This window comes from Litorimonas taeanensis (assembly GCF_003634015.1).
GTDB classification, from domain to species: Bacteria; Pseudomonadota; Alphaproteobacteria; order Caulobacterales; family Maricaulaceae; genus Litorimonas; species Litorimonas taeanensis.
The window spans coordinates 868,664-888,386 of sequence record NZ_RBII01000001.1 but is presented as its reverse complement, the minus strand read 5'-3'; the positions used below and the strand labels follow the sequence as shown (position 1 = coordinate 888,386).

The following is a 19,723-nucleotide window of genomic DNA, read 5'->3' as shown; positions in this document are numbered from 1 at the left end:
AAATAATAGCGACGAATCATTTAAAGTGATTCTCTGCTGACATTCTAAGTTTTAACCTCCAAAGAGAGAGTATGACTCAAAAACGATTAAAAGTAGGGCTTCTAGGTGCAGGTGTCTTTGGAGGCTATCATGCTGGGAAGCTTGCGAGCCACCCAAAGGTGACGTTTGTTGGCGTATATGATCCCAATCCAGAAAAACGCCAAGAATTAGCAGAGAAATATGGCACAATCGATTTTAAAACTGAGGAAGCGCTATTTTCCGTATGTGATGCCATTATCCTAGCAAACCCAGCTGTTAATCACGGCCCTTCGGCCATTAATGCATTAAAGTCAGATTGCCATGTTCTTATCGAAAAGCCTATGGCGACCTCGATTAAAGACGCCGAAGAAATATTATCTTTATCAAAGGGGCGTAACCGTGTTGTACAAGTTGGGCATCAGGAACGTTACGTCATTCGGGCAATAGGTCTAGATAAGGTCGATGAGACACCACAAAAGATAGTTGGCATTAGGAAATCAACATTCTCTCGTCGTGGCGGTGATACCTCTGTTACGCTAGATTTAATGACACATGATATTGATTTATGCTGCATGCTGATGCGTGATATTCCTCACAGCATAAGTGGGACGTCTGAAACTGTTAATACCCCAAGACCCGATCGTGCAAGAGCGGAATTAACGTATAAATCAGGTAGCGCTATATTAACGGCCTCTCGCGTTGCTGATGAAGTTGGGCGACAAATGACTATTCAATACCCTTCTGGCACAGTCCTTATCGACTTCGGTAAGAAGACCTTACAGCATAATACACCTTTTAAGCTTGATACTAATTTTGGTGATAATCCTTCGGCAAAAGACAGTTTGGGGGCCGCTACTGAACAATTTATCTCTGCTGTATTAGAAGGCTCACCAGTCAGTGTCACAGCGAAAGATGGGTATGAGGCCGCACGAATAGCTATAAATATCGATGGGAGAGAGTTTGAGTGAGAACAGTTTTAAAAATTATTTCGGTCATTGTTCTTATATTAGGTGTGTTGATTGCTCTGAATATCACGAAAATTAAACGATTGATGACTGTTAACAGTCTGTTTGACCAAGATAAGATTGTTCAAAACTTTTCCCATATGGATGCAGCATTCCTACATCATGACTTGATGGTTGGGCCGTCAAAGACTTGGCCTGAATCCATTAAGAGCCTGCCTCAGACTGTTGAAATTGCAGGGGAAGAGCGAAAGCTACTTGATGTACTAGACGAACTAGAAACGACGAGCCTTGTAATTATTAAAGATGGTAAGCTTATTCATGAAAGTTATTATAAAGGGACTACCAGAGATGACTTGCGGATTAGCTGGTCCGTGGCGAAATCATTTATGTCGGGACTTTACGGTAATGCGATTGCTAATGGTCAAATTGAGAGCCTGAATGACCCTGTTGAAAAATATGTACCGTCGCTAATTGGCTCTGCCTATGAAGGGGTAAGTCTTGCCAATGTCTTGAACATGTCTAGTGGAGTTAGGTTCAATGAAGACTATATGGACCCAAAATCCGATATTAACGATATGGGCCGTGTCCTAGGGCTTGGTGGTTCTATGGATAAATATGCAGCAAGTTTAAGTGAGCGTGATTATGAAGCTGGCACGGGCTGGCAATATGTATCTATTGATACGCATGTCGCTGCGATGGCACTTCGTGCGGCTACAGGAAAAAGCCTTCATAAACTATTCGAAGAGACCTATGGTGAGAAACTTGGTTTCGGCAAGGCACCATATTATTTGACTGATGGTAAAGACGTAGCTTTTGCTCTTGGTGGATTAAACTTACGAACACGTGACTACGCAAAATTTGGTCAATTGTTTTTACAAAATGGTGAATGGGAAGGTGAACAGATCATCCCCGCCGAATGGGTAGGTGAGTCTACAACCAACCATTCTCCTATATTTCACCCCGACCGCGGTACTGGTTATGGTTATCAATGGTGGGTGCCAATGCCTCAAAAAGGGCCGAATGCTGGCGATTATTTCGCCGTGGGGATTTATGGGCAATATATTTATGTAAACCCTCAAGCTAACCTTGTGATTGCCAAAAATGCTGCTCACCGCACGTTTGAAAAGAACGGAAAGAGCGGTCAGACATCAATTAACGATAATATTGACATGTTTCGGAGTTTGGCGGCCTTTTATACTTCGAAACCTGATTATGATGCAGAATTGGCGGCAGAGTTAGGGGCGGACGAATACGGGATGAAGCCATATGTAATGGCGGTTCTTCTAACGGGAGAGGCTGTTATTTCTGATGAAAAGGAACGTAGCGAAATTTTCCGAGGTCATTTTGCAAATATGAAACGCCTTGCTGATGAGAAAAAGCTCGTTTTATCAGGTCCTTTTATTGAAGGCGGGAATAAGCGAGGCCTATATATTTTTAACGTAGAGACTATAGAAGAGGCAAAGGCTTTAGTACAAACTGACCCAGCGGTTGCTGCGGGAATATTTACCCCTGAGTTCACGAAATATTATGGCTCAGCCGCTCTGATGCAGGTAGGTGAAACGCATTTGAAAATACAAAAGAGCATTGTGGAATAACGATGTATTTCGGGTTTGTTGAAAGCTTTATTGACTAGCAGTAGAGCGCGTCTCGCCTGCCTAATTTATTTTGTTAACTTATGGGGGCAATCTTCTTGCCGCATACTCTTCCCCCCGCTAAACCCGCTCTATGACGAAACGCCTTAAAATTGCTTCGGCTCAACTAAACCCCACAGTGGGGGCACTTGAGGCCAATATTGAACTCGCAAAAACTGCCTATGAGCGGGCAAAAAATGACGGGGCAGATATCCTCGTTTTACCCGAGCAGTTTATAATAGGTTATCCCGCTGAAGACCTTGTTCTAAAACCTGCGGCGGTTGAAGACTGTAAAAAATTAGCGGAAAACTTTGCTGGTATGACTAAAAACGGTCCGGCTGTGGTATTTAACTTGCCTTGGCTTGAGGATTCAAAGCTATATAACGCTGCCTTGTTTATGCGTGATGGCGAGATCACAGATGTCCGTAAAAAACACCATTTGCCGAATTATGGAGTGTTTGATGAGGCTCGTATTTTTACACGAGGGCCTTTGCCTCAACCCATTGAATTTAAAGGTGTGAAGATTGGGCTTCCGATTTGTGAGGACCTCTGGCAAGAGGGCGTCGCAAGCCATCTAGCGGACCAAGGGGCAGAGATTTTAATATCACCTAACGGGTCCCCTTGGCGGCGCACTGCTTTATCTGAGCGAAGCGCGGCTCTTGGCGCCAAAGTTTTTAACGAAGGACTACCGCTTATCTATGTCAATCAAGTTGGTGGTCAGGATGAGCTTGTTTTTGACGGCTCAAGTTTTTCAATGAGCGCAGCAGGCGCTATTGTCCAATCGCTGAAAAGTTTTGTCCCAGATTATGATGTGTCTACGTGGGAAAAAGAGGCGCATAAGTGGGTGTGTAAACAAGCAAAAGTCGAACAACAATTAACAGGCTATGAGGCAGATTGGCGAGCAGTTTGTTTAGGGTTAGGGGATTACGTCAATAAGAACGGATTTAAACAAGTCATATTGGGCATGTCCGGCGGAATAGATAGCGCTATGGCGGCTACTTTTGCTGTAGATGCTTTGGGGGCAGACCGCGTTTGGTGTGTGATGATGCCGACAAAATATACCAGTTCTGAAAGTGTCGAAGACGCTAAAGCTTGTGCTGAGCGATTGGGCTGCCGATATGATGTCATCCCTATAAAACCAGCCATTGATGCTTTTAATGATATGCTGGAGCCATTTTTTAAGGGCCTGGAACCCTCTACGGCTGAGGAGAACATTCAATCTCGATCTCGTGCGCTTGTGCTAATGGCGCTATCTAACAAGTTTGGCCCAATGCTTGTGACGACGGGGAATAAATCTGAAATGGCTGTAGGTTACGCAACGCTTTATGGTGATATGTGTGGCGGTTATAACCCTCTGAAAGATTTATATAAAACAGAAGTCTTTGCCTTAGCTGATTGGCGGAACTTGCATAATCCAGATGATTTACTAGGCCCTGAAAACCCTATTCCTCAACGAATAATCACAAAACCTCCTTCGGCGGAACTGCGTGATGACCAAAAAGACAGTGATAGCCTACCTGAGTATGATGTCCTGGATGATATTCTTCGTGGCTTAATCGATGAAGAATGTGCAGTCGAAACGTTACTCGAAAGAGGGCACTCCACCAAAGATGTCTCTCGTATTCAGCATTTGCTATATATAGCTGAATATAAACGTCGACAGGCTCCACCTGGTGTGAAAATAGGCACAAAAAATTTCGGACGCGATCGACGCTATCCGATAACTAACCGATATCGGGATGCCGTCCCGACTGACAAAAAATTATAAAAAGAGACTTGATATGACAGTCCGAGTTAGATTTGCTCCATCCCCAACAGGTAAGCTCCATGTTGGCAATGTACGCACTGCCCTAATGAATTGGCTTTTCGCTAAAAAAGAAGGCGGGACGTTTATATTGCGTATTGATGATACGGATTTGGAGCGCAGCACAAATGCCTATGAAGATGGTATACGCGAGGACCTGACTTGGCTAGGTTTTGAGTGGCAGGAAACCTTTAATCAATCTCACCGATTTCCAGAATATGAAGCCGCAGCGAAAAAGTTAAAAGCTGAAGGTTTTTTGTATCCCTGTTATGAAACATCAGAAGAGCTAGATCGTCAGCGAAAATTACAGCGAGTCCAAGGAAAACCCCCTGTTTATAACCGCGGCGCTTTAGAGCTAACTGATGCAGATATTGCTAAGCTTGAGGCAGAAGGCCGAAAGCCCCATTGGCGTTTTAAACTTTCAGGCAATCCAGTGACTTGGACGGATATAGTTAGAGGTGAGCAAACCATCGATACATCATCTATTTCCGATCCTGTTCTAATCCGGGCTGATGGTTCATTCCTCTATACCTTACCGAGTGTAGTCGATGACATTGAAGCTAAAATCACCCATGTTATCCGGGGTGAAGACCATGTAACCAACTCTGGCGCACAGATTGAAATTTTTAAGTCATTATCAGATCATCTTCCTTCTTTCGCGCATACACCGCTATTGGTTGGCAAGGATGGAAAGGGGCTCTCAAAGCGTCTTGGTTCTCTTTCAATGGGGGAGTTAAGAGAGCAATATATAGAGCCACTCGCTATTTGTTCTTTGCTTGGAAAAATTGGGACGTCTGATCCAATCGAGGCGCGTCCATCATTGGACGTATTAGTTGAAGAGTTTAGTTTTGAAAAAATTGGTCGTGCGCCCGCGCGTTTTGATGAGGATGAGTTGTTGCTAATCAATGGGCGCTTATTACACGAAACTCCGTTTGAAGACGTTGAAGAGCGATTGGAAGCGCTTGGTGTTGCAGGTGGATCCGCGCTTTGGTTTGCTATTCGAGGAAATGTTGAAAAACTATCTGATGCTGTTTTATGGTCGACGACTTTGTTTGCTCCTATGCCAGGACGCATAGAAGAAGAAGACAAAGAATTTTGCGCACAAGCTGCAGGATTGTTACCTGAGACTGTCGATCAAGGCAGCTGGGGGCCTTGGTTAAGTGCAGTTAAAGCTGAAACAGGTCGTAAAGGGAAGGGGCTGTTTATGCCTCTTCGACGTGCCTTAACAGGGCAAGATCATGGCCCAGAGATGGAGCCACTGCTAGCTTTGATGGGGGCAGAGAAAGCGCGGCTAAGATTAGAGGGCAAAATTGGATAAGTAACGGAAGTGTGTCTTGGATGTTAACATGCAGTTGATTAAAGGCCTTCCAACTTAAATTGGAGGGCGATATGCCAAAATCTTTAAAACCTGCACTTTTACTCACACGTCTTTCTATATTTGCCTTTTTACTTCCTTGGCAATTAATGCGCTTCACATCACCCGATTCTGCAAAAGGAATTGCTAAAAAGTATTATAGCGTTTCCGACATGCCCGAATGGTTGGGGCTCGCAATTGGTGTTTTTTGGATGACGTTACTTATTTCTTTTGTTTTAGGGCTTAAGAAATCAGTGAGTTATGCTCTTGTTTTCATTTTACATGCTGGTGCTATCTTGGTGACCATCAAGCATTATATTCCAGGGCAAGAAAGCTATAATCAGCTCTTTTTGGCGGCTATTCCGGCCGCTGCTGCAATGGGCTTACTTTATGTTCTACGCCGTGAAGACACTCTCCTTAGTCTTGGTGGTAAATGGGGCTAAGTTTTAACGCCTGATTATAATTCGCCAAAGCGGATCAAAAACTATCATAGCCATAACAACAAGGGCGCCCCAGCCCCAATGGGCGCCCTTTATCCATAAATATATAAACAGGGTTAGCATGAGTGGGTAATACAGAAATGCCCAATATACTTTAATTATGGAGAACACAATTTTCATTAGTGTTGATTAGGCAAGGGGTCTGGGGAGTAAAAGGTCTACGAACTTCCAGTGATGAGGTCTAAACCAATTTGTCACAGGCAATGCTTTGGCTTCAAATACTGCGCAGGCCGCTGTAGGAAAGTCATGATCATACTCTGAGAAATGCGTGAATAATTCTCCCCACCCTGGATTATGCCCTAGGAGCATTAAGTTCTGTGTGGGGGCGGGCAATCCGTCACAGACCGAAAAAACATCTTGTGGGCTCGCATGATAAAACAGTGGATTGTATAAGACCTGCTGAGCGCCAGGTATGACCCGTATGAGTTTCATCGCCGTTTCACGTGTTCGCTTGGCATCTGAACACCAGATTACATCTGGGGCATATCCCCTGACGCTGAGAACGCCTCCGATCAACTCAGCAGCGGCTCGGCCTCGGTCATTAAGTGGCCGTTGGTGGTCTGTTAAGGAGGCGTCTGACCAAGAAGATTTCGCGTGGCGCATTAGGCAAAGGTAAATTGGGCGTGACGTCATTTAGCTATTATAGAGGCTAAACAGTATTTCACCTACTTCATTGTGTAGACAACACCTAAACGACTGATTGTATCTGTTTTTTCTCGGCCATCGGGAACTTCGCTGTGATTTTCGACCCGGAACGATGCGAGAAGACTAATGTTCTCCCAGAGTTTAGATTTGATTCCAGACTCATTCGTAATGAAGGTATCGGAATTAGAATATAAAAGTTCCGTATCATTCCGAAATGAAACCTTTTCGTTAAAAGCATAGTCAAAATCAGATACGAATCGGCTTGCAAGTTCAGTTTTTGTTGTAGAGGCAACACCTAACGGATTGCCTGCTTGGAGGCGGGATTTCTGAGATCGATAACCGAGGCCAGCTTCGAGTCTGAGTCGAGCCGGGTCTTCTTCTAAAGCCTGATACCCTAACCCTGCACCAAGATAATGACCCTGTTTGAAGGCTCCGAAGTCATGGCTGAAATAATCAGCATTGCCAAAGAAGTACATGCGATCATTTACGTCACGGTCTAATTGGTACCCTAAATCATATCGAGACTTATTTGTGCTTCCGTTCGCACGTCCATATTGAGCTGAGGATTTGAATGAGTGTCGCCATTGCTCTGTGGCTGTAGCAAGTTTGATTCGAAACCCTAAATTTGTAGTTTCCGTGTTACCGGTTGTAACGGCCCCGTCTGCGGCAACTTCACCTGTAAAGCCTTCAATGAATTGTGCGTCTGCAGAAGATGCATACAGTGCAACAATAAGGGGTATAATAAAGGCTGATTTGTTCATGATGAATCCTACGTATTGTCAGGCAGGATAAAATAACATCTTGGTAAATATCGTGTAAACGAAAGAAATAAAAGCCGCGAAAACAATCGCTTGGTATGGCTTCTCATGGCGCTAAATAGGGAAGCCATACCAGTGTTTTAATTGTCAAATATGTTTTGTTTACTTCATAGTGTAAACAATTCCGACACGTGTGATTGTATCTGTTTTCTCGATGCCGACAGGAACATCTGTGTGATGATCTACGCGGAAGGACACACGTGCGGCGAGGTTGCCAGCAATTTGCGATGTGATACCGGTTTCATTCCAAATATTTGTATCGCTTTGGGCATAAGTCAGCTCGGTGTCATTGTAGAGAGAGACATTGTCGTTAAAAACCCAATCAAAATCAGACGTATATCGTGCGGCCAATTCGTCTTCACGGACGCCAAGTACTCCTTGTTCCTTTTGTGAACGGAAGCCAAGACCAGCTTCTAAATCCCATGTTACAGGTGAATCGACTAGTACGCTATAACCATAACCACCGCCGAGGAAGTAACCTTCCTGATATGACCCAAAGTCATCGCTGAAATAATCTGCATTACCATAGACATAGCTACGGTCCGTTAGTTGACGGTCTATTTGGTACCCAAGGGCATAACGTTTTTTATTGGTTACATCATTTGATTCACCAAAGTCAGCTGAAGCTTTGACTTTATGTGTCCAATTTTCGCCTGCTTTTTCAAGCTTGAGAGCTAAGCCTGCATCAGTTGTATCCGTGTTACCTGTTGTTTTTGAGCCTGTAAGGGCAGCTTCGCCAGAGAAACCTTCGAAGAACTGAGCTTGTGCCGTTGTAGTTCCTAAAGCGAATGTGAAGGCTGTCGCCAAAACTATGTTTTTCATCATATTTCCTTTTGAATGAAATCAAGAATGAGGCGCTTTAGTGGAACAAGCTGAACTGTAAATGAATAAGTATAGAAATTGCTACTTTGTAAGCTGTGATTCATTTGACATAGAAAAGCCGGAAAAGGGCAAAAGAGTTTACGGGCCAAAAGGGCTTCGTTATAGCGTGCGAAACAACACTTTGGCGGCGAGACCATGCACGATATTAAAGCGATACGAGAAAATGCAGAGCAGTATGATGCTCTTTGGGCAAAACGCGGATTAGAGCCGCAATCGAAGAAAATCATCGATCAAGACAAGTTAATCAGAAAGGCTCAACAAGTCGTTCAAGAGGCTGAAGCTGCGCGAAACAAGAGTTCAAAGCTGATTGGTCAAGCTATGGCCAAGGGCGACAAGGAAGAGGCTGAACGTCTTAAGACAGAGGTTGCCGGAGCAAAAAATGTTATTGCGGCCATGGGTGCTCAGGTAGATAGCGAAAAAGCACAATTAGAAATGCTCTTAGCTAGCCTACCTAATGTGCCATTTGATGATGTTCCAGAAGGCGAGAATGAAGACGACAATGTAGAGATTGCAAAATGGGGGCAGCCTAGGGCTTTTGAATTTACACCAAAAGCGCATGATGACCTTGGCGCCGATTTAAAAATGATGGATTTTGAAACTGCAGCAAAAATGAGCGGCAGCCGTTTCGTTGTCCTTAGTGGCGCCTTGTCTCGCTTAGACCGCGCTTTAGCGGCTTTGATGCTTGATATGCAATCAGCTGAGGGATTTGAAGAGACTACCCCGCCGTTTCTTGTTTGGGATAAGGCTTTATTCGGCACCGGACAATTACCGAAGTTCGAAGAGGATCTTTATAAAACGACGGGCGATCATTATCTTATTCCAACAGCAGAGGTGTCGCTGACAAATACGGTGCGTGAGAGCATTCTGGATGTGGAGAGTCTTCCGAAACGTATGACTGCACACACGCCCTGCTTCCGTTCAGAAGCGGGTAGTGCAGGTCGTGATACAAAAGGCATGATTCGGCAGCATCAATTCAATAAGGTAGAGTTGGTCTCTATTTGTCATCCAAACGAATCTGAGTCCGAGCACAAAAATATGCTTCGATGCGCTGAGGCAGTTTTGCAAAAACTTGAGCTGCCTTACCGTGTGGTGGAACTTTGCACAGGAGATCTAGGTTTTGGAGCCAGACGCACATTTGACTTAGAGGTGTGGTTGCCAAGTCAAGAAACCTATCGCGAGATTAGCTCAATCTCAAACTGTGGCGACTTTCAAGCTCGACGTATGCAGGCTCGGTATAAACATGCTGAGAAAGATAACCGTTTTGTCCATACATTGAATGGTTCTGGATTGGCGGTCGGCAGAACACTTGTGGCTGTGCTAGAGAACTATCAGAATGAAGATGGGACAATTACTGTGCCTGAGGCTTTAGTACCTTATATGGGCGGACTTGAAGTCATTAGTTAGATGCTTTCTTGAATAAGCTTACGCTGGGAGACCAATACGCCGTCTGTATCCGCGTAAACCCAATTTGATTGTTTAAAAGTTACGCCTCCAAATTTAACGGAGGCGCCAACTATGCCTTCATTGCGTTTTATACTTTTTACAGGACATGTGCCCAAAGCCATTACGCCAACATTCATTTCATTGATAACTGCACTATCGCGTATCACGCCATTGATGACGATGCCTGCCCACCCCTTTTCTTTCATGGATGTTGCAATCATATCGCCCAAAATAGCGATACGTGTTGATGCGCCGCCATCAACGACCAAGACGCGCCCTTTACCTGGCTTTTGAAGCTCAGCTTTAAGAAGACCGTTATCTTCAAAGCATTTGACTGTCTGAATGGGGCCGTAAAATGCTTTTTTGCGGCCAAATTGACGGAAGGGTTTGTCGCAAAAAGAGACCTCATTATAGAAATCGTCTACTATATCAGCTGTTTTCATAGAATTTCTCGTGTGATTAAAACAGAGTTTTCTCATACCTAGTTAGCTGCTTACATAGAGTAAATCATCATATATGTTTGAACAGGAGTAGTGATGAGAAACGGTTCCTTTTAAAAAGAATCGCGTATAGGAAGAGGTATGAAAATTCTTCTGACAAATGATGATGGTGTTCGTGCCGAAGGTATGAAAGTGTTACGCCGTGTGGCGGCTCAATTATCTGACGATGTTTGGGTATGTGCGCCAGATACTGAACAATCTGCGGCTTCGCGAGGTGTCTCATTACACAATCCTGTCCGCCTAAGAAAAATTGAAGACCGTGTTTATTCAGTAACAGGAACCCCAACGGATAGTGTTATTTTAGCGCTGAAAGACCTTTTATGTGACGAACCACCAGACCTTATTTTGTCGGGAGTGAATCGCGGGCAAAATTTGGCCGAAGACGTGACTTTTTCGGGTACGGTCGCTGGTGCGCTCCAAGGTATGCAAATGGGAATCCCATCAATCGCTATTTCACTCGCACGTGGTTTTCAAGGCGCCACAAGTCTCCCATGGGAAACAGCTGAGGCGCTATGTCCCGACGTAATAAAAAAATTACTGAAAGCTAGTTGGCCAAAACATGTTGTACCCAATGTAAACATACCAGATTTGCCTGCGGAAGAGGTGAAAGGCATACAAATCACACGCCAAGGTCACCGAGATTACCAAATGTCAGGGGTTGATAAGCGAGATCACCCAAGGGGTGGCAATTATTTTTGGCTAACATATGGCGCCAAAAAATCAAACCCTCCGGCAGGCACAGATTTGCGAGCGATTTATGATGGCTATGTCTCAGTCACGCCGCTTCACACTGATTTAACGCATTTTGAGACTTTAGATGATATGTCTCATGCAATTGATGAATAGCGCATTCATATAAATGGCGTTTGATCCTGGTCTTATCGATATGGTTATGCGCCTTCGAGGGAAGGGCATTTCAGACAATAAAGTTCTTCGAGCGATAGAACTAGCCCCTCGTAAGGCTTTCGTGCCCGCCGAATATTTTGATAAAGCCTATGCGGAGCAATCCTTACCAATAGATTGTGGTCAAACCATAACGGCGCCTTGGATTGTATCTTTAATGCTTCAATTCCTTCGAGTAGAAAAAGGCCATAAAGTTTTAGAAATAGGTGTGGGGAGTGGGTATCAAACGGCTGTTCTGTCTCATTTATGCAAGCGAGTTTACGCGGTTGAACGGTATAAAAAATTGATAGCAGATGCAGAGGGGCGACTTTCTAATTTGCAGGTTATGAATACAGTCATACGTCATGGAGATGGTCGTTATGGTTGGGCAGGACAAGCGCCATTTCACCGAATTATCATGGGGTGCGCGTCGCGTGCCGCACCGCCCATGTTACTTGAGCAATTAGCGACGGGTGGAGAGATGATAGCGGTGGTGGATGAACAGCTTATGCGATATTCAAAGGCGCGCTCTAAAGTATCAGAAGAAACCCTCATGCCGCTTAATCTTGATATGATAGAGCCCGGAAAATCACGTAGTTTGTAAGCGATATAATGACTGACATTCAACATCACAGTTTGAACTATATTGAACTACCTTCAGTGAATAATGATGTAATGAAGACCTTCTATGGGAAGGTTTTTGGTTGGTCATTCATTGACTATGGGGAGACTTACACGGCTATTCAAGGCGCTGGTTTGGATGGCGGTTTTGATATGGATAGTGATCGAAAGCCGTCAGAGCAGGGCGCTCTGATAGTTCTATACTCCAATGACCTTGAAGTATCAGAGGCATCTATTCGCGCAGAAGGCGGCATTGTGACAAAAAGTATTTTCAGCTTCCCTGGCGGTCGCCGTTTTCATTTTAATGATCCCAGTGGTAATAATTTAGCCGTTTGGACTCAAGCCTAGCCAAGTAAGGCTTAATAGCCATCATCAGGGTGTTCTGGCTCCGCTTCGCCCCATAAGTGCGAAGATAGAGGCTTGCCTGTTTCCAACACTGTTTTTAAATTTGATAAGACTGCCTGCCATCCTTGCGTTACGCCGTTATGCATAACGGAGTCTTTGTTCAGCAGGCTATGAGTAACAGTAAGTCTGGTATCTGGGCCTAAGGCAAGCATTTCATATGTCACAAGTGAAGGGGCTGGTTCATGAGTCGTACTTGTCTCTAGAGCATTCCATGTCACAACCAGTTTTTTAGGCGGGATGCATTCAATTACTTGTCCATGAATATCGACGGCATTCGAACCGTCTGTACGTATATGTTCCCATATCGACCCTTGTTTCCAGTCGGATCTATTTTCTCGGCCCCAATATTTCTGAGTGATTTCTTTCTCAATGAGACTACTCCATACAGTCTCAATAGAAGCTGCAATCTAAAGAGTATAAACGAAATCTGGGGCATCGCCTTGGGGAATGTCGTTATAGGGCATGACGTTTGTCTTGATTAAATTGTAAAGTCGGCTAGGTCCGCGAGTGTGCAGCTATGTCTGGATATATTCAAGTATAACCATAACTGACCGAAAATTTGGTAATTTAAGAGATATAACTCCCTGCGAATTTCGCACATTTTAATCAATCATCGCCTATGAAAGCGGCTTTGTTGTTTGCACTCCGCGTATATATTGGGTTGTAGTTTCGTCTTGATAAGCCTGCGAAACAGAAAATCCTTGAGATAGTTACGGCAGTGGTCAAGATGTTGGAATGTTAAAAGCTATACTAATAAGCATCTCTTCTCTAATACTGCTCTCTTGTGTTGACGAGAGTAGCTTTGAAGTAGGTGAAAGGGATGAAGAAGCATCATCTGAGTGGAAGCCAATAGAAATTGGTAAGAGCTATACAGTTACATCAAATGTATTTGGAACAACTCGCAATATTTCGATCCGGCTGCCCCAACAATATTTTGCGGAACCTGAAAAAGACTTTCCAGTACTCTATCTCATCGATGGTGGCGCTGAGCAGGACTTCCCCCACATTGCCGGTATACTCCAGTCAATTGATATTAATTGGACAGTTGAGCCAATGATTTTAGTCGGTGTTGAGACAGTGAATAGAGCCGCTGAATTAACGCCTCCGTCTGATAATCCACGCTATAATGATGTTTTTCCTGAAAGGGGCGGTGCGGATGAGTTTAGGGCATTTTTGGAGGGTGATGTTATTCCATGGGTAGAAGCGAAGTACCGCACTGATAAGCGTAGGATTTTATTGGGCGAGTCTCTTGCTGGACTATTTGTTACAGAAACCTATTTGAATGCGCCAAGTTTGTTCACCCATTTTGCTGCGGTCAGTCCAAGCCTTTGGTGGGATGAATTGGCAGTGCCCTTAACTGCGTCTGAGATTTTAAATGAAAGTGATAAGAAAACCCCATCGCTATACCTGACAATGGGCAATGAAGGCGGTGAAATGCAGCGTGGTTTAGATGTACTTATTAAAGCATTACAAGATAATGAGGTTCCTAATTGGACTTATGTTGATCGACGTAATCACGAAGACCATGGTACCATTTATCACCCTGCGGCACTTGATATGGTTCGGACCAATTTTTCTACGCCATATAGAGTGGGGACGAATAGTGAATCATTTTGGATGTTTAAAGATGGCATGGTGCCTCCGTTATCGGACAAAGCCAAAGATAACATCGAAAAGCCGTGTGATTCACTCAACGCTCAAGTAATTACTTTTGAGGCGTATAATGAAGACCCAGAAACGTGGCGAGGCATGTGTGTCATTATGAAGGCGGGTCAAAAACCTACTCTTCAGGCAAAATAAAACCCACCATAAGAGGTGGGTTTTAAATTTGTTTCTTTAGGTTGTGGGTTTATGTCATTTTTCGTTCGAAGTTCTCAGCAATTGCTTCGAGATAACCTTCTGTTGTAAGCCAGCCTTGCTGATCACCCACAAGTAAGGCCAAGTCTTTTGTCATTTGGCCGCCTTCAACGGTTTCGATTACTGTTTTCTCTAGACCCGTTGCAAATTTGATTAGCTCTTCATTATCGTCAATTTTACCGCGGTGTGCGAGGCCACGTGTCCAAGCAAAGATAGACGCTGTTGAGTTAGTGGAGGTTGCTTCACCTTTTTGATGGTTACGGTAGTGACGTGTCACTGTACCGTGTGCTGCTTCTGCTTCCATAGTTTTCCCGTCTGGTGTCAAAAGGAAAGAAGTCATCAACCCAAGTGAGCCAAAACCTTGTGCGACAGTGTCAGATTGTACATCCCCATCGTAGTTTTTACAGGCCCAAATGTATCCGCCAGACCATTTCATTGCCGCTGCGACCATGTCATCAATTAGACGGTGCTGATACTCACCGCCAAATTCAGCGAATTTATCTGCAAATTCAGCATCAAAAATCTCTTGGAAAATATCTTTAAAGCGGCCGTCATACTTTTTAAGAATTGTATTCTTAGTCGACATGTAAACAGGCCATTTGCGTTGTACACCATAATTGAAGCAAGCGCGTGCAAAGTCACGAATAGAGGCGTCAAGGTTATACATACCCATGGCCACGCCGGCTTCTGGGAAGTCAAAGACTTCACGTTCAATTTTGTCGCCGTTTTCGCCTTCCCAAGTCATCATAAGCTTACCTTTGCCTGGGACTAGGAAGTCTGTCGCTTTGTATTGGTCACCGAAAGCGTGACGTCCAATAACGATAGGTTGGGTCCACCCAGGAACTAGGCGAGGGACGTTGTTACAAATAATCGGTTCACGGAATACAACACCACCCAAGATATTGCGAATAGTCCCGTTTGGAGACCGCCACATTTTCTTTAGGTCGAATTCTTCAACGCGTTGTTCGTCAGGTGTGATTGTCGCGCACTTGATGCCGACATTATACTTTTTGATGGCATTGGCAGCATCAACAGTAATTTGATCGTCTGTAGCATCACGACTCTGAATGGATAGATCGTAGTCCAAAAGTTCAATGTCGAGGTAAGGATGAATGAGACGTTCTTTAATCATGTCCCAGATGATGCGCGTCATCTCGTCGCCATTCATATCAACGACGGGATTATTTACCTTGATTTTAGCCATATTTACCTCTGTAAGCGGTTTGGATTAAGTTTGCGCCGCCTTTAACACCAGTGGCACAAAAACTAAAGACTAAAGAACGCTACATTATTAGTGCATGGGTTCTGGTTACGCATTTAGGTGAAAGAAATGGGAAAAACGACGAAAGACCAATTAGGGCGCATTGTTGCGCAAGAGACTGACTCTCCTGTGCCAGCCGTGATTCTAGTGCGTCCACAACTTGGCGAAAATATTGGTGCCGCGTGTCGTTGCATGTTGAATTTTGGTCTAACGGATCTGCGGCTCGTGGCGCCTCGTGACGGGTGGCCAAATCCTGCGGCGGAACCTATGGCGGCGGGAGCTGTAGATGTTCTAAATACAGCGAGAGTCTTTGATACAGTTGAAGAGGCTGTATCTGATTTGCAATATGTTTTGGCCGCGACGGCGCGTCGTAGAGAGTTAGAAATTCCTGTTGTTGGAACTGATGACATTGGACCTAAGCTTAAGGGGCTTAGTGCATCTGGCTTACCGACAGGGATATTGTTTGGACCTGAAAAAGCAGGGTTAACAAATGCTGATGTTGTATTAGCAGATGCAATTTTAACATATCCCGTGAATCAAGCTTTTCAGTCTCTTAACTTAGCTCAAGCGGTAAACATTTTTGCCTATATCTGGGCTAACGCCTCCTTACCCAATATACCTGATGTGTTTAATCCGGAGATTAGTGACGCTGCCGAGCGCAAGGATTTAACAGGACTTTTTGAACATTTAGAACAAGAGCTCGACAATGCGGGGTTTTTCTTTCCTGAATCAAAACGGGCGTTGATGTCGCAAAACATAAGAGCGCCTTTGACACGTGCAAAAATGACAGTACAGGAAGTCAGAACCTTTCGCGGTATTGTGAAAGCGCTGGCCGAGGGGCGCGGTAAAGCGCGTATAAAATAAAGAAGGTCGTGACGATGAAGTATCTTGGGTATTGTTTGATTGTTGTAGCGATAGTGGCAGGGTTCTTGGCATGGCCTGGTAGTGTCGTTTTATTACTTGCTTTTCTCTCAACACTGATTTTTGCCACTGCAAGGCATAAAAATGTTAAAAGCACTCCGTTGTCTTTGCCCAAAAACATGGTTTTAGATGGCGTGTTTTTATTTGCAGCTCAGACCCTCATTATGTTTACGGCATATTTAATAGGAATTTTTGCGGTGTCTCCCGGTGGGCATGAATTTATGAATTTCTTATCGGGGCAACGTTAAACGGAAGCCAGATTAATGAAGCGAGATTAAAGTCAGACTTGACTAACCAATTGGTTTCATCAGACGTTTCACTTTTTTGTTTTTTTGCCAAGCATCATAGCTGAATATAGCCACACCAATCCAAATCGAGCCAAAGCAAACTGCATGTGCTAGGGTAAAGGTCTCTCCAAAATATAGACCACATAAGAATTGCAAAGTAGGTCCAATGAACTGTAAGAATCCCAAGGTTGAGAGTTTTAGCCGTCTTGCTGCGAAAGCAAATGCGAGCAGAGGGAGTACAGTGATCGGACCTGCTAACAGGATAAGGATGTCCATCTTTGTTCCAAGATGAGTGAACTGTAACGTGCCTTGTTGAGCAACCCATAACAAATATACTATAGCTGGAAGTAACAGTAATAAGGTCTCAATAAAAAGACCTGGCATAGCGCCAATCTCTACTTTCTTTCGTATAACGCCATAGGTTGTGAAGGTAATCGCTAGAAAAAGAGCGATTCCTGGAAATACGCCGCCATAGATCGTTAAGACAGCAACACCGAAAAAGGCGAGGGCAGTCGCTATGCCTTGGGCTTTTGACAAAGTTTCACCCATAAATACGACACCCACGAGGACATATATAATTGGGTTTATGTAATAGCCTAAACTGCCTTGGAAAATTTGATTTTGCTGGATTGCCCATATGTACATACCCCAGTTCAAAGCAAGGGCGACTGCTGCGAGGAAGAGTAAAGCAATTGTTTTTGGCTTTTTTAATGCCGAGATTACTTCACCGATTTGATGGCGGAAAATGATGATAAGCAACCCAAATGGGACTGACCAGATAACTCGGTGGGAGACCAGTTCTACAGCGCTAATACTCGCCGTCGCTTTGAAATAAAACGGAAATAGCCCCCATATAAAATAGGCGGCAACACCTGCCCATAAACCATGTCTGGTTAAGTCGGTCTGAGAGGTCAGAGGGGTAATCGTTTTCATCTCTCGCGATTGTCACAGAGACACGTTTAAAACAACTCAAATATTATGACAGTAATCAGCGGTTCAGTATTTTAGCCCTCTACATTGCAGAGTTGACTTACAGGCAAAGACCGCTAAAAGGCGCGCTTTATTACGGGAAGGTGTGGTGCCGCCGTTGTAATCGCTATCCAAATAGGTTGGATGAGCCGGGCCACGTCGATTGAAAGAGTACAAACGCATGTCTAAGCGTAATTCAGCAAAATATAAAATTGATCGCCGTATGGGCGAGAATATTTGGGGCCGCCCGAAATCTCCAGTTAACAAACGCCCTTATGGCCCTGGTCAGCATGGCCAAGGTCGTAAATCAAAGCTATCTGATTTTGGTACACAGCTTCGCGCCAAGCAGAAGCTTAAAGGCTATTACGGCAACATCATGGAAAAACAATTCCGCAAAACATATGACCAAGCCACACGGATGAAGGGGGATGCTTCTGAAAACCTTATTGGTTTGCTAGAGCGCCGTTTGGACGCGATTGTCTATCGTGCTAAATTCGTTCCAACTGTTTTCGCTGCACGTCAGTTCGTGAACCACGGTCATGTTCTTGTGAACGGTAAAAAAGTAAACATTCCTTCTTATCGTTGTAACGTTGGTGATGTCATTGAAGTTCGTGAGAAGTCGCGCACAATGGCATTGGTTCTTGAGGCTCTAGAAAGTGCTGAACGTGAATTACCAGATTATATCAGCGTTGATCCAAAAGGTATGCAAGCTACTTTCGCACGTGTTCCTAGTTTTGACGAAGTGCCATACCCAGTTGTTATGGAACCAAACTTGGTTGTGGAATTTTACTCTCGCTAGAGAGAACTCCAGACAAACAAAAAGAAAACCCGCCAATTTGGCGGGTTTTTTTGCATAAACCATCTGAAAAGAGAGGTTACACTCGGCTCCAGACTACGCGGAAGTCTTTGGAGTTCGTTTGACCTGAAACCCGCTCTTCCAACATATAAAATCCCTTATCCTCAAAAATGAAGCGCTGTGTCCCATTTTGCCCTTCGGTGATTTGCACGACTTTTTCTCCTACGACCTCACACTTAAAGACTTCAATGAGAAATACGGACCGGCATCGTTTAATACGCAATTCGATGTTGCTGTTATCAGGGCGCAAATATTGAACGCGAAGCGCCTGTCCCTGACGGAGGTAAGTTTTTTTGACACTCGTGACATCTAGATAATGGCCAACTAAGGCGCCGCTCTCATTTGTGTCTAATCTCTTTGAAGACACATACTGCTTATTAGCATTCAAATATTTGGATGGGTTAAAATAAGCGGGTATATAGTGGAGGCTAATATATCCCATCATAACTACAGCCCCTAAAAGACTGAAGCGAACTAGGCCATTTAACAATTGTGATGGAGCTTTAGATTTACGACGGATTTTGTAAGGTTCCGAATCCCTTTTTTCGGCTTCGACCCGAACGGCTTGGATTTGTAATTCCAGTTCCGATTGTGGAGTGTTCTCATCCATTGCCAATATATTCCTGAAGTATCTGTGCCCGCGATAATTCATCGCTGACACAGTATTACTACAAGAGGCTTTATAGACGTTTAAATTGCCATTAAGTGGGCGTTAGCTATAAACAAAAGCACTAAGCTGTTGTTTCAACGCCTTTTTCAGTGAGCATTGTGCGTAGTTCACCGCTTTCAAACATTTCGCGCACAATATCACACCCGCCAATAAATTCACCTTTAACAAAGACTTGGGGAATGGTTGGCCAATTATTGTAATCTTTTATACCTTGACGGATTTCCATGTCTTCTAGGACATTGACGCTCTCGTAATTCACGCCAAGATAGTCGAAAACCTGTACAACTGTTGATGAAAACCCGCACTGAGGAAAGACGGGTGTACCTTTCATAAAGAGTACGACGTCATTGTCAGATACTGTTTTTGAAATTCGCTCTTTAACGTCCATGAGGTGTTCTTTTCCTATAATTTTCAGACATAAAACTATGAATAAT

At 44.1% G+C, this 19,723-nt stretch carries 22 protein-coding genes; 13 read left to right on the top strand and 9 right to left on the bottom strand.

From position 1 onward, the window contains the following. Positions 1-71: 71 nt before the first annotated feature. From DES40_RS04140 to DES40_RS04120, 5 genes are all read left to right on the top strand, one after another. Positions 72-986: a Gfo/Idh/MocA family protein gene (locus DES40_RS04140; RefSeq protein WP_121099281.1), complete on the top strand. Its 915-nt coding sequence runs from the start codon at positions 72-74 to the stop codon at positions 984-986. Beyond that, positions 983-2,578, top strand: coding sequence for a serine hydrolase (locus DES40_RS04135; protein ID WP_121099280.1), 1,596 nt, complete (start codon positions 983-985; stop codon positions 2,576-2,578). Before DES40_RS04140 ends, DES40_RS04135 begins: the two co-directional genes overlap by 4 nt. Positions 2,579-2,708: 130 nt before the next feature. Then, a complete protein-coding gene (locus DES40_RS04130; protein ID WP_121099279.1) occupies positions 2,709-4,382 on the top strand; it encodes an NAD+ synthase in 1,674 nt (557 codons plus the stop codon). A gap of 13 nt (positions 4,383-4,395) precedes the next feature. Continuing rightward, positions 4,396-5,736 (top strand): glutamate--tRNA ligase, encoded by a 1,341-nt coding sequence (gene gltX / locus DES40_RS04125; protein ID WP_121099278.1) that lies wholly within the window; start codon positions 4,396-4,398, stop codon positions 5,734-5,736. Between the two features lie 71 nt (positions 5,737-5,807). Beyond that, positions 5,808-6,215, top strand: coding sequence for a hypothetical protein (locus DES40_RS04120; RefSeq protein WP_121099277.1), 408 nt, complete (start codon positions 5,808-5,810; stop codon positions 6,213-6,215). A 186-nt stretch (positions 6,216-6,401) separates the two neighbouring features. Here DES40_RS04120 and DES40_RS04115 read toward each other — a convergent pair whose 3' ends face one another. The 3 genes from DES40_RS04115 to DES40_RS04105 form a co-directional block, all read right to left on the bottom strand. After that, a complete protein-coding gene (locus DES40_RS04115) occupies positions 6,402-6,905 on the bottom strand; it encodes a SixA phosphatase family protein (RefSeq protein ID WP_121099276.1) in 504 nt (167 codons plus the stop codon). Positions 6,906-6,937: 32 nt separating this feature from the next. After that, a complete protein-coding gene (locus tag DES40_RS04110; protein ID WP_121099275.1) occupies positions 6,938-7,678 on the bottom strand; it encodes a DUF481 domain-containing protein in 741 nt (246 codons plus the stop codon). A 159-nt stretch (positions 7,679-7,837) separates the two neighbouring features. Continuing rightward, positions 7,838-8,560, bottom strand: a complete 723-nt coding sequence (locus tag DES40_RS04105) for a DUF481 domain-containing protein (RefSeq protein ID WP_121099274.1) — start codon at positions 8,558-8,560, stop codon at positions 7,838-7,840. A 192-nt stretch (positions 8,561-8,752) separates the two neighbouring features. Between DES40_RS04105 and serS the strand changes: the two genes are divergently transcribed. Next, a complete protein-coding gene (gene serS, locus DES40_RS04100) occupies positions 8,753-10,021 on the top strand; it encodes a serine--tRNA ligase (protein WP_121099273.1) in 1,269 nt (422 codons plus the stop codon). Here the strand turns inward: serS and rraA are convergent. Then, positions 10,018-10,503, bottom strand: coding sequence for a ribonuclease E activity regulator RraA (gene rraA, locus DES40_RS04095; protein WP_121099272.1), 486 nt, complete (start codon positions 10,501-10,503; stop codon positions 10,018-10,020). The genes serS and rraA overlap by 4 nt on opposite strands. A gap of 138 nt (positions 10,504-10,641) precedes the next feature. On the opposite strand from rraA, the gene surE reads away from it, so the two are divergent. From surE to DES40_RS04080, 3 genes are read left to right on the top strand one after another with little or no spacing between them, the layout of a single operon-like run. Continuing rightward, positions 10,642-11,406 (top strand): 5'/3'-nucleotidase SurE, encoded by a 765-nt coding sequence (gene surE, locus DES40_RS04090; RefSeq protein WP_121099271.1) that lies wholly within the window; start codon positions 10,642-10,644, stop codon positions 11,404-11,406. A gap of 13 nt (positions 11,407-11,419) precedes the next feature. Further along, positions 11,420-12,046, top strand: coding sequence for a protein-L-isoaspartate(D-aspartate) O-methyltransferase (locus DES40_RS04085; protein ID WP_121099270.1), 627 nt, complete (start codon positions 11,420-11,422; stop codon positions 12,044-12,046). 8 nt (positions 12,047-12,054) lie between these two features. Further along, positions 12,055-12,411: a VOC family protein gene (locus tag DES40_RS04080; RefSeq protein ID WP_121099269.1), complete on the top strand. Its 357-nt coding sequence runs from the start codon at positions 12,055-12,057 to the stop codon at positions 12,409-12,411. A gap of 11 nt (positions 12,412-12,422) precedes the next feature. On the opposite strand, the gene DES40_RS04075 is transcribed toward DES40_RS04080, so the two are convergent. Next, entirely contained in the window at positions 12,423-12,863 is a 441-nt protein-coding gene (locus tag DES40_RS04075) for an SRPBCC domain-containing protein (protein ID WP_267896623.1), read from the bottom strand. A gap of 340 nt (positions 12,864-13,203) precedes the next feature. Here DES40_RS04075 and DES40_RS04070 point away from each other — a divergent pair, with 340 nt between their 5' ends. Then, a complete protein-coding gene (locus tag DES40_RS04070) occupies positions 13,204-14,268 on the top strand; it encodes an alpha/beta hydrolase (RefSeq protein WP_121099267.1) in 1,065 nt (354 codons plus the stop codon). A gap of 49 nt (positions 14,269-14,317) precedes the next feature. Here the strand turns inward: DES40_RS04070 and DES40_RS04065 are convergent, their stop codons facing one another. Further along, entirely contained in the window at positions 14,318-15,529 is a 1,212-nt protein-coding gene (locus DES40_RS04065) for an NADP-dependent isocitrate dehydrogenase (RefSeq protein WP_121099266.1), read from the bottom strand. A gap of 126 nt (positions 15,530-15,655) precedes the next feature. Here DES40_RS04065 and DES40_RS04060 point away from each other — a divergent pair, with 126 nt between their 5' ends. Both DES40_RS04060 and DES40_RS04055 read left to right on the top strand, forming a co-directional pair. After that, on the top strand, positions 15,656-16,450 hold the full coding sequence (locus DES40_RS04060; protein ID WP_121099265.1) for an RNA methyltransferase: 795 nt from the start codon (positions 15,656-15,658) through the stop codon (positions 16,448-16,450). Positions 16,451-16,458: 8 nt separating this feature from the next. Next, the gene (locus tag DES40_RS04055) at positions 16,459-16,755 is read left to right on the top strand and encodes a hypothetical protein (protein WP_147405847.1); all 297 of its coding nucleotides are present in this window, start codon (positions 16,459-16,461) and stop codon (positions 16,753-16,755) included. Between the two features lie 42 nt (positions 16,756-16,797). Here the strand turns inward: DES40_RS04055 and rarD are convergent, their stop codons facing one another. Then, positions 16,798-17,727, bottom strand: coding sequence for an EamA family transporter RarD (rarD, locus tag DES40_RS04050; RefSeq protein WP_121099263.1), 930 nt, complete (start codon positions 17,725-17,727; stop codon positions 16,798-16,800). A gap of 217 nt (positions 17,728-17,944) precedes the next feature. Between rarD and rpsD the strand changes: the two genes are divergently transcribed. Continuing rightward, the gene (rpsD, locus tag DES40_RS04045) at positions 17,945-18,562 is read left to right on the top strand and encodes a 30S ribosomal protein S4 (protein ID WP_121099262.1); all 618 of its coding nucleotides are present in this window, start codon (positions 17,945-17,947) and stop codon (positions 18,560-18,562) included. 76 nt (positions 18,563-18,638) lie between these two features. Here the strand turns inward: rpsD and DES40_RS04040 are convergent, their stop codons facing one another. Both DES40_RS04040 and grxD read right to left on the bottom strand, forming a co-directional pair. Further along, entirely contained in the window at positions 18,639-19,229 is a 591-nt protein-coding gene (locus DES40_RS04040; RefSeq protein WP_121099261.1) for a hypothetical protein, read from the bottom strand. A gap of 121 nt (positions 19,230-19,350) precedes the next feature. Continuing rightward, complete coding sequence (gene grxD / locus DES40_RS04035) at positions 19,351-19,677, bottom strand: Grx4 family monothiol glutaredoxin (protein WP_121099260.1); 327 nt, start codon at positions 19,675-19,677, stop codon at positions 19,351-19,353. Positions 19,678-19,723 lie beyond the last annotated feature (46 nt).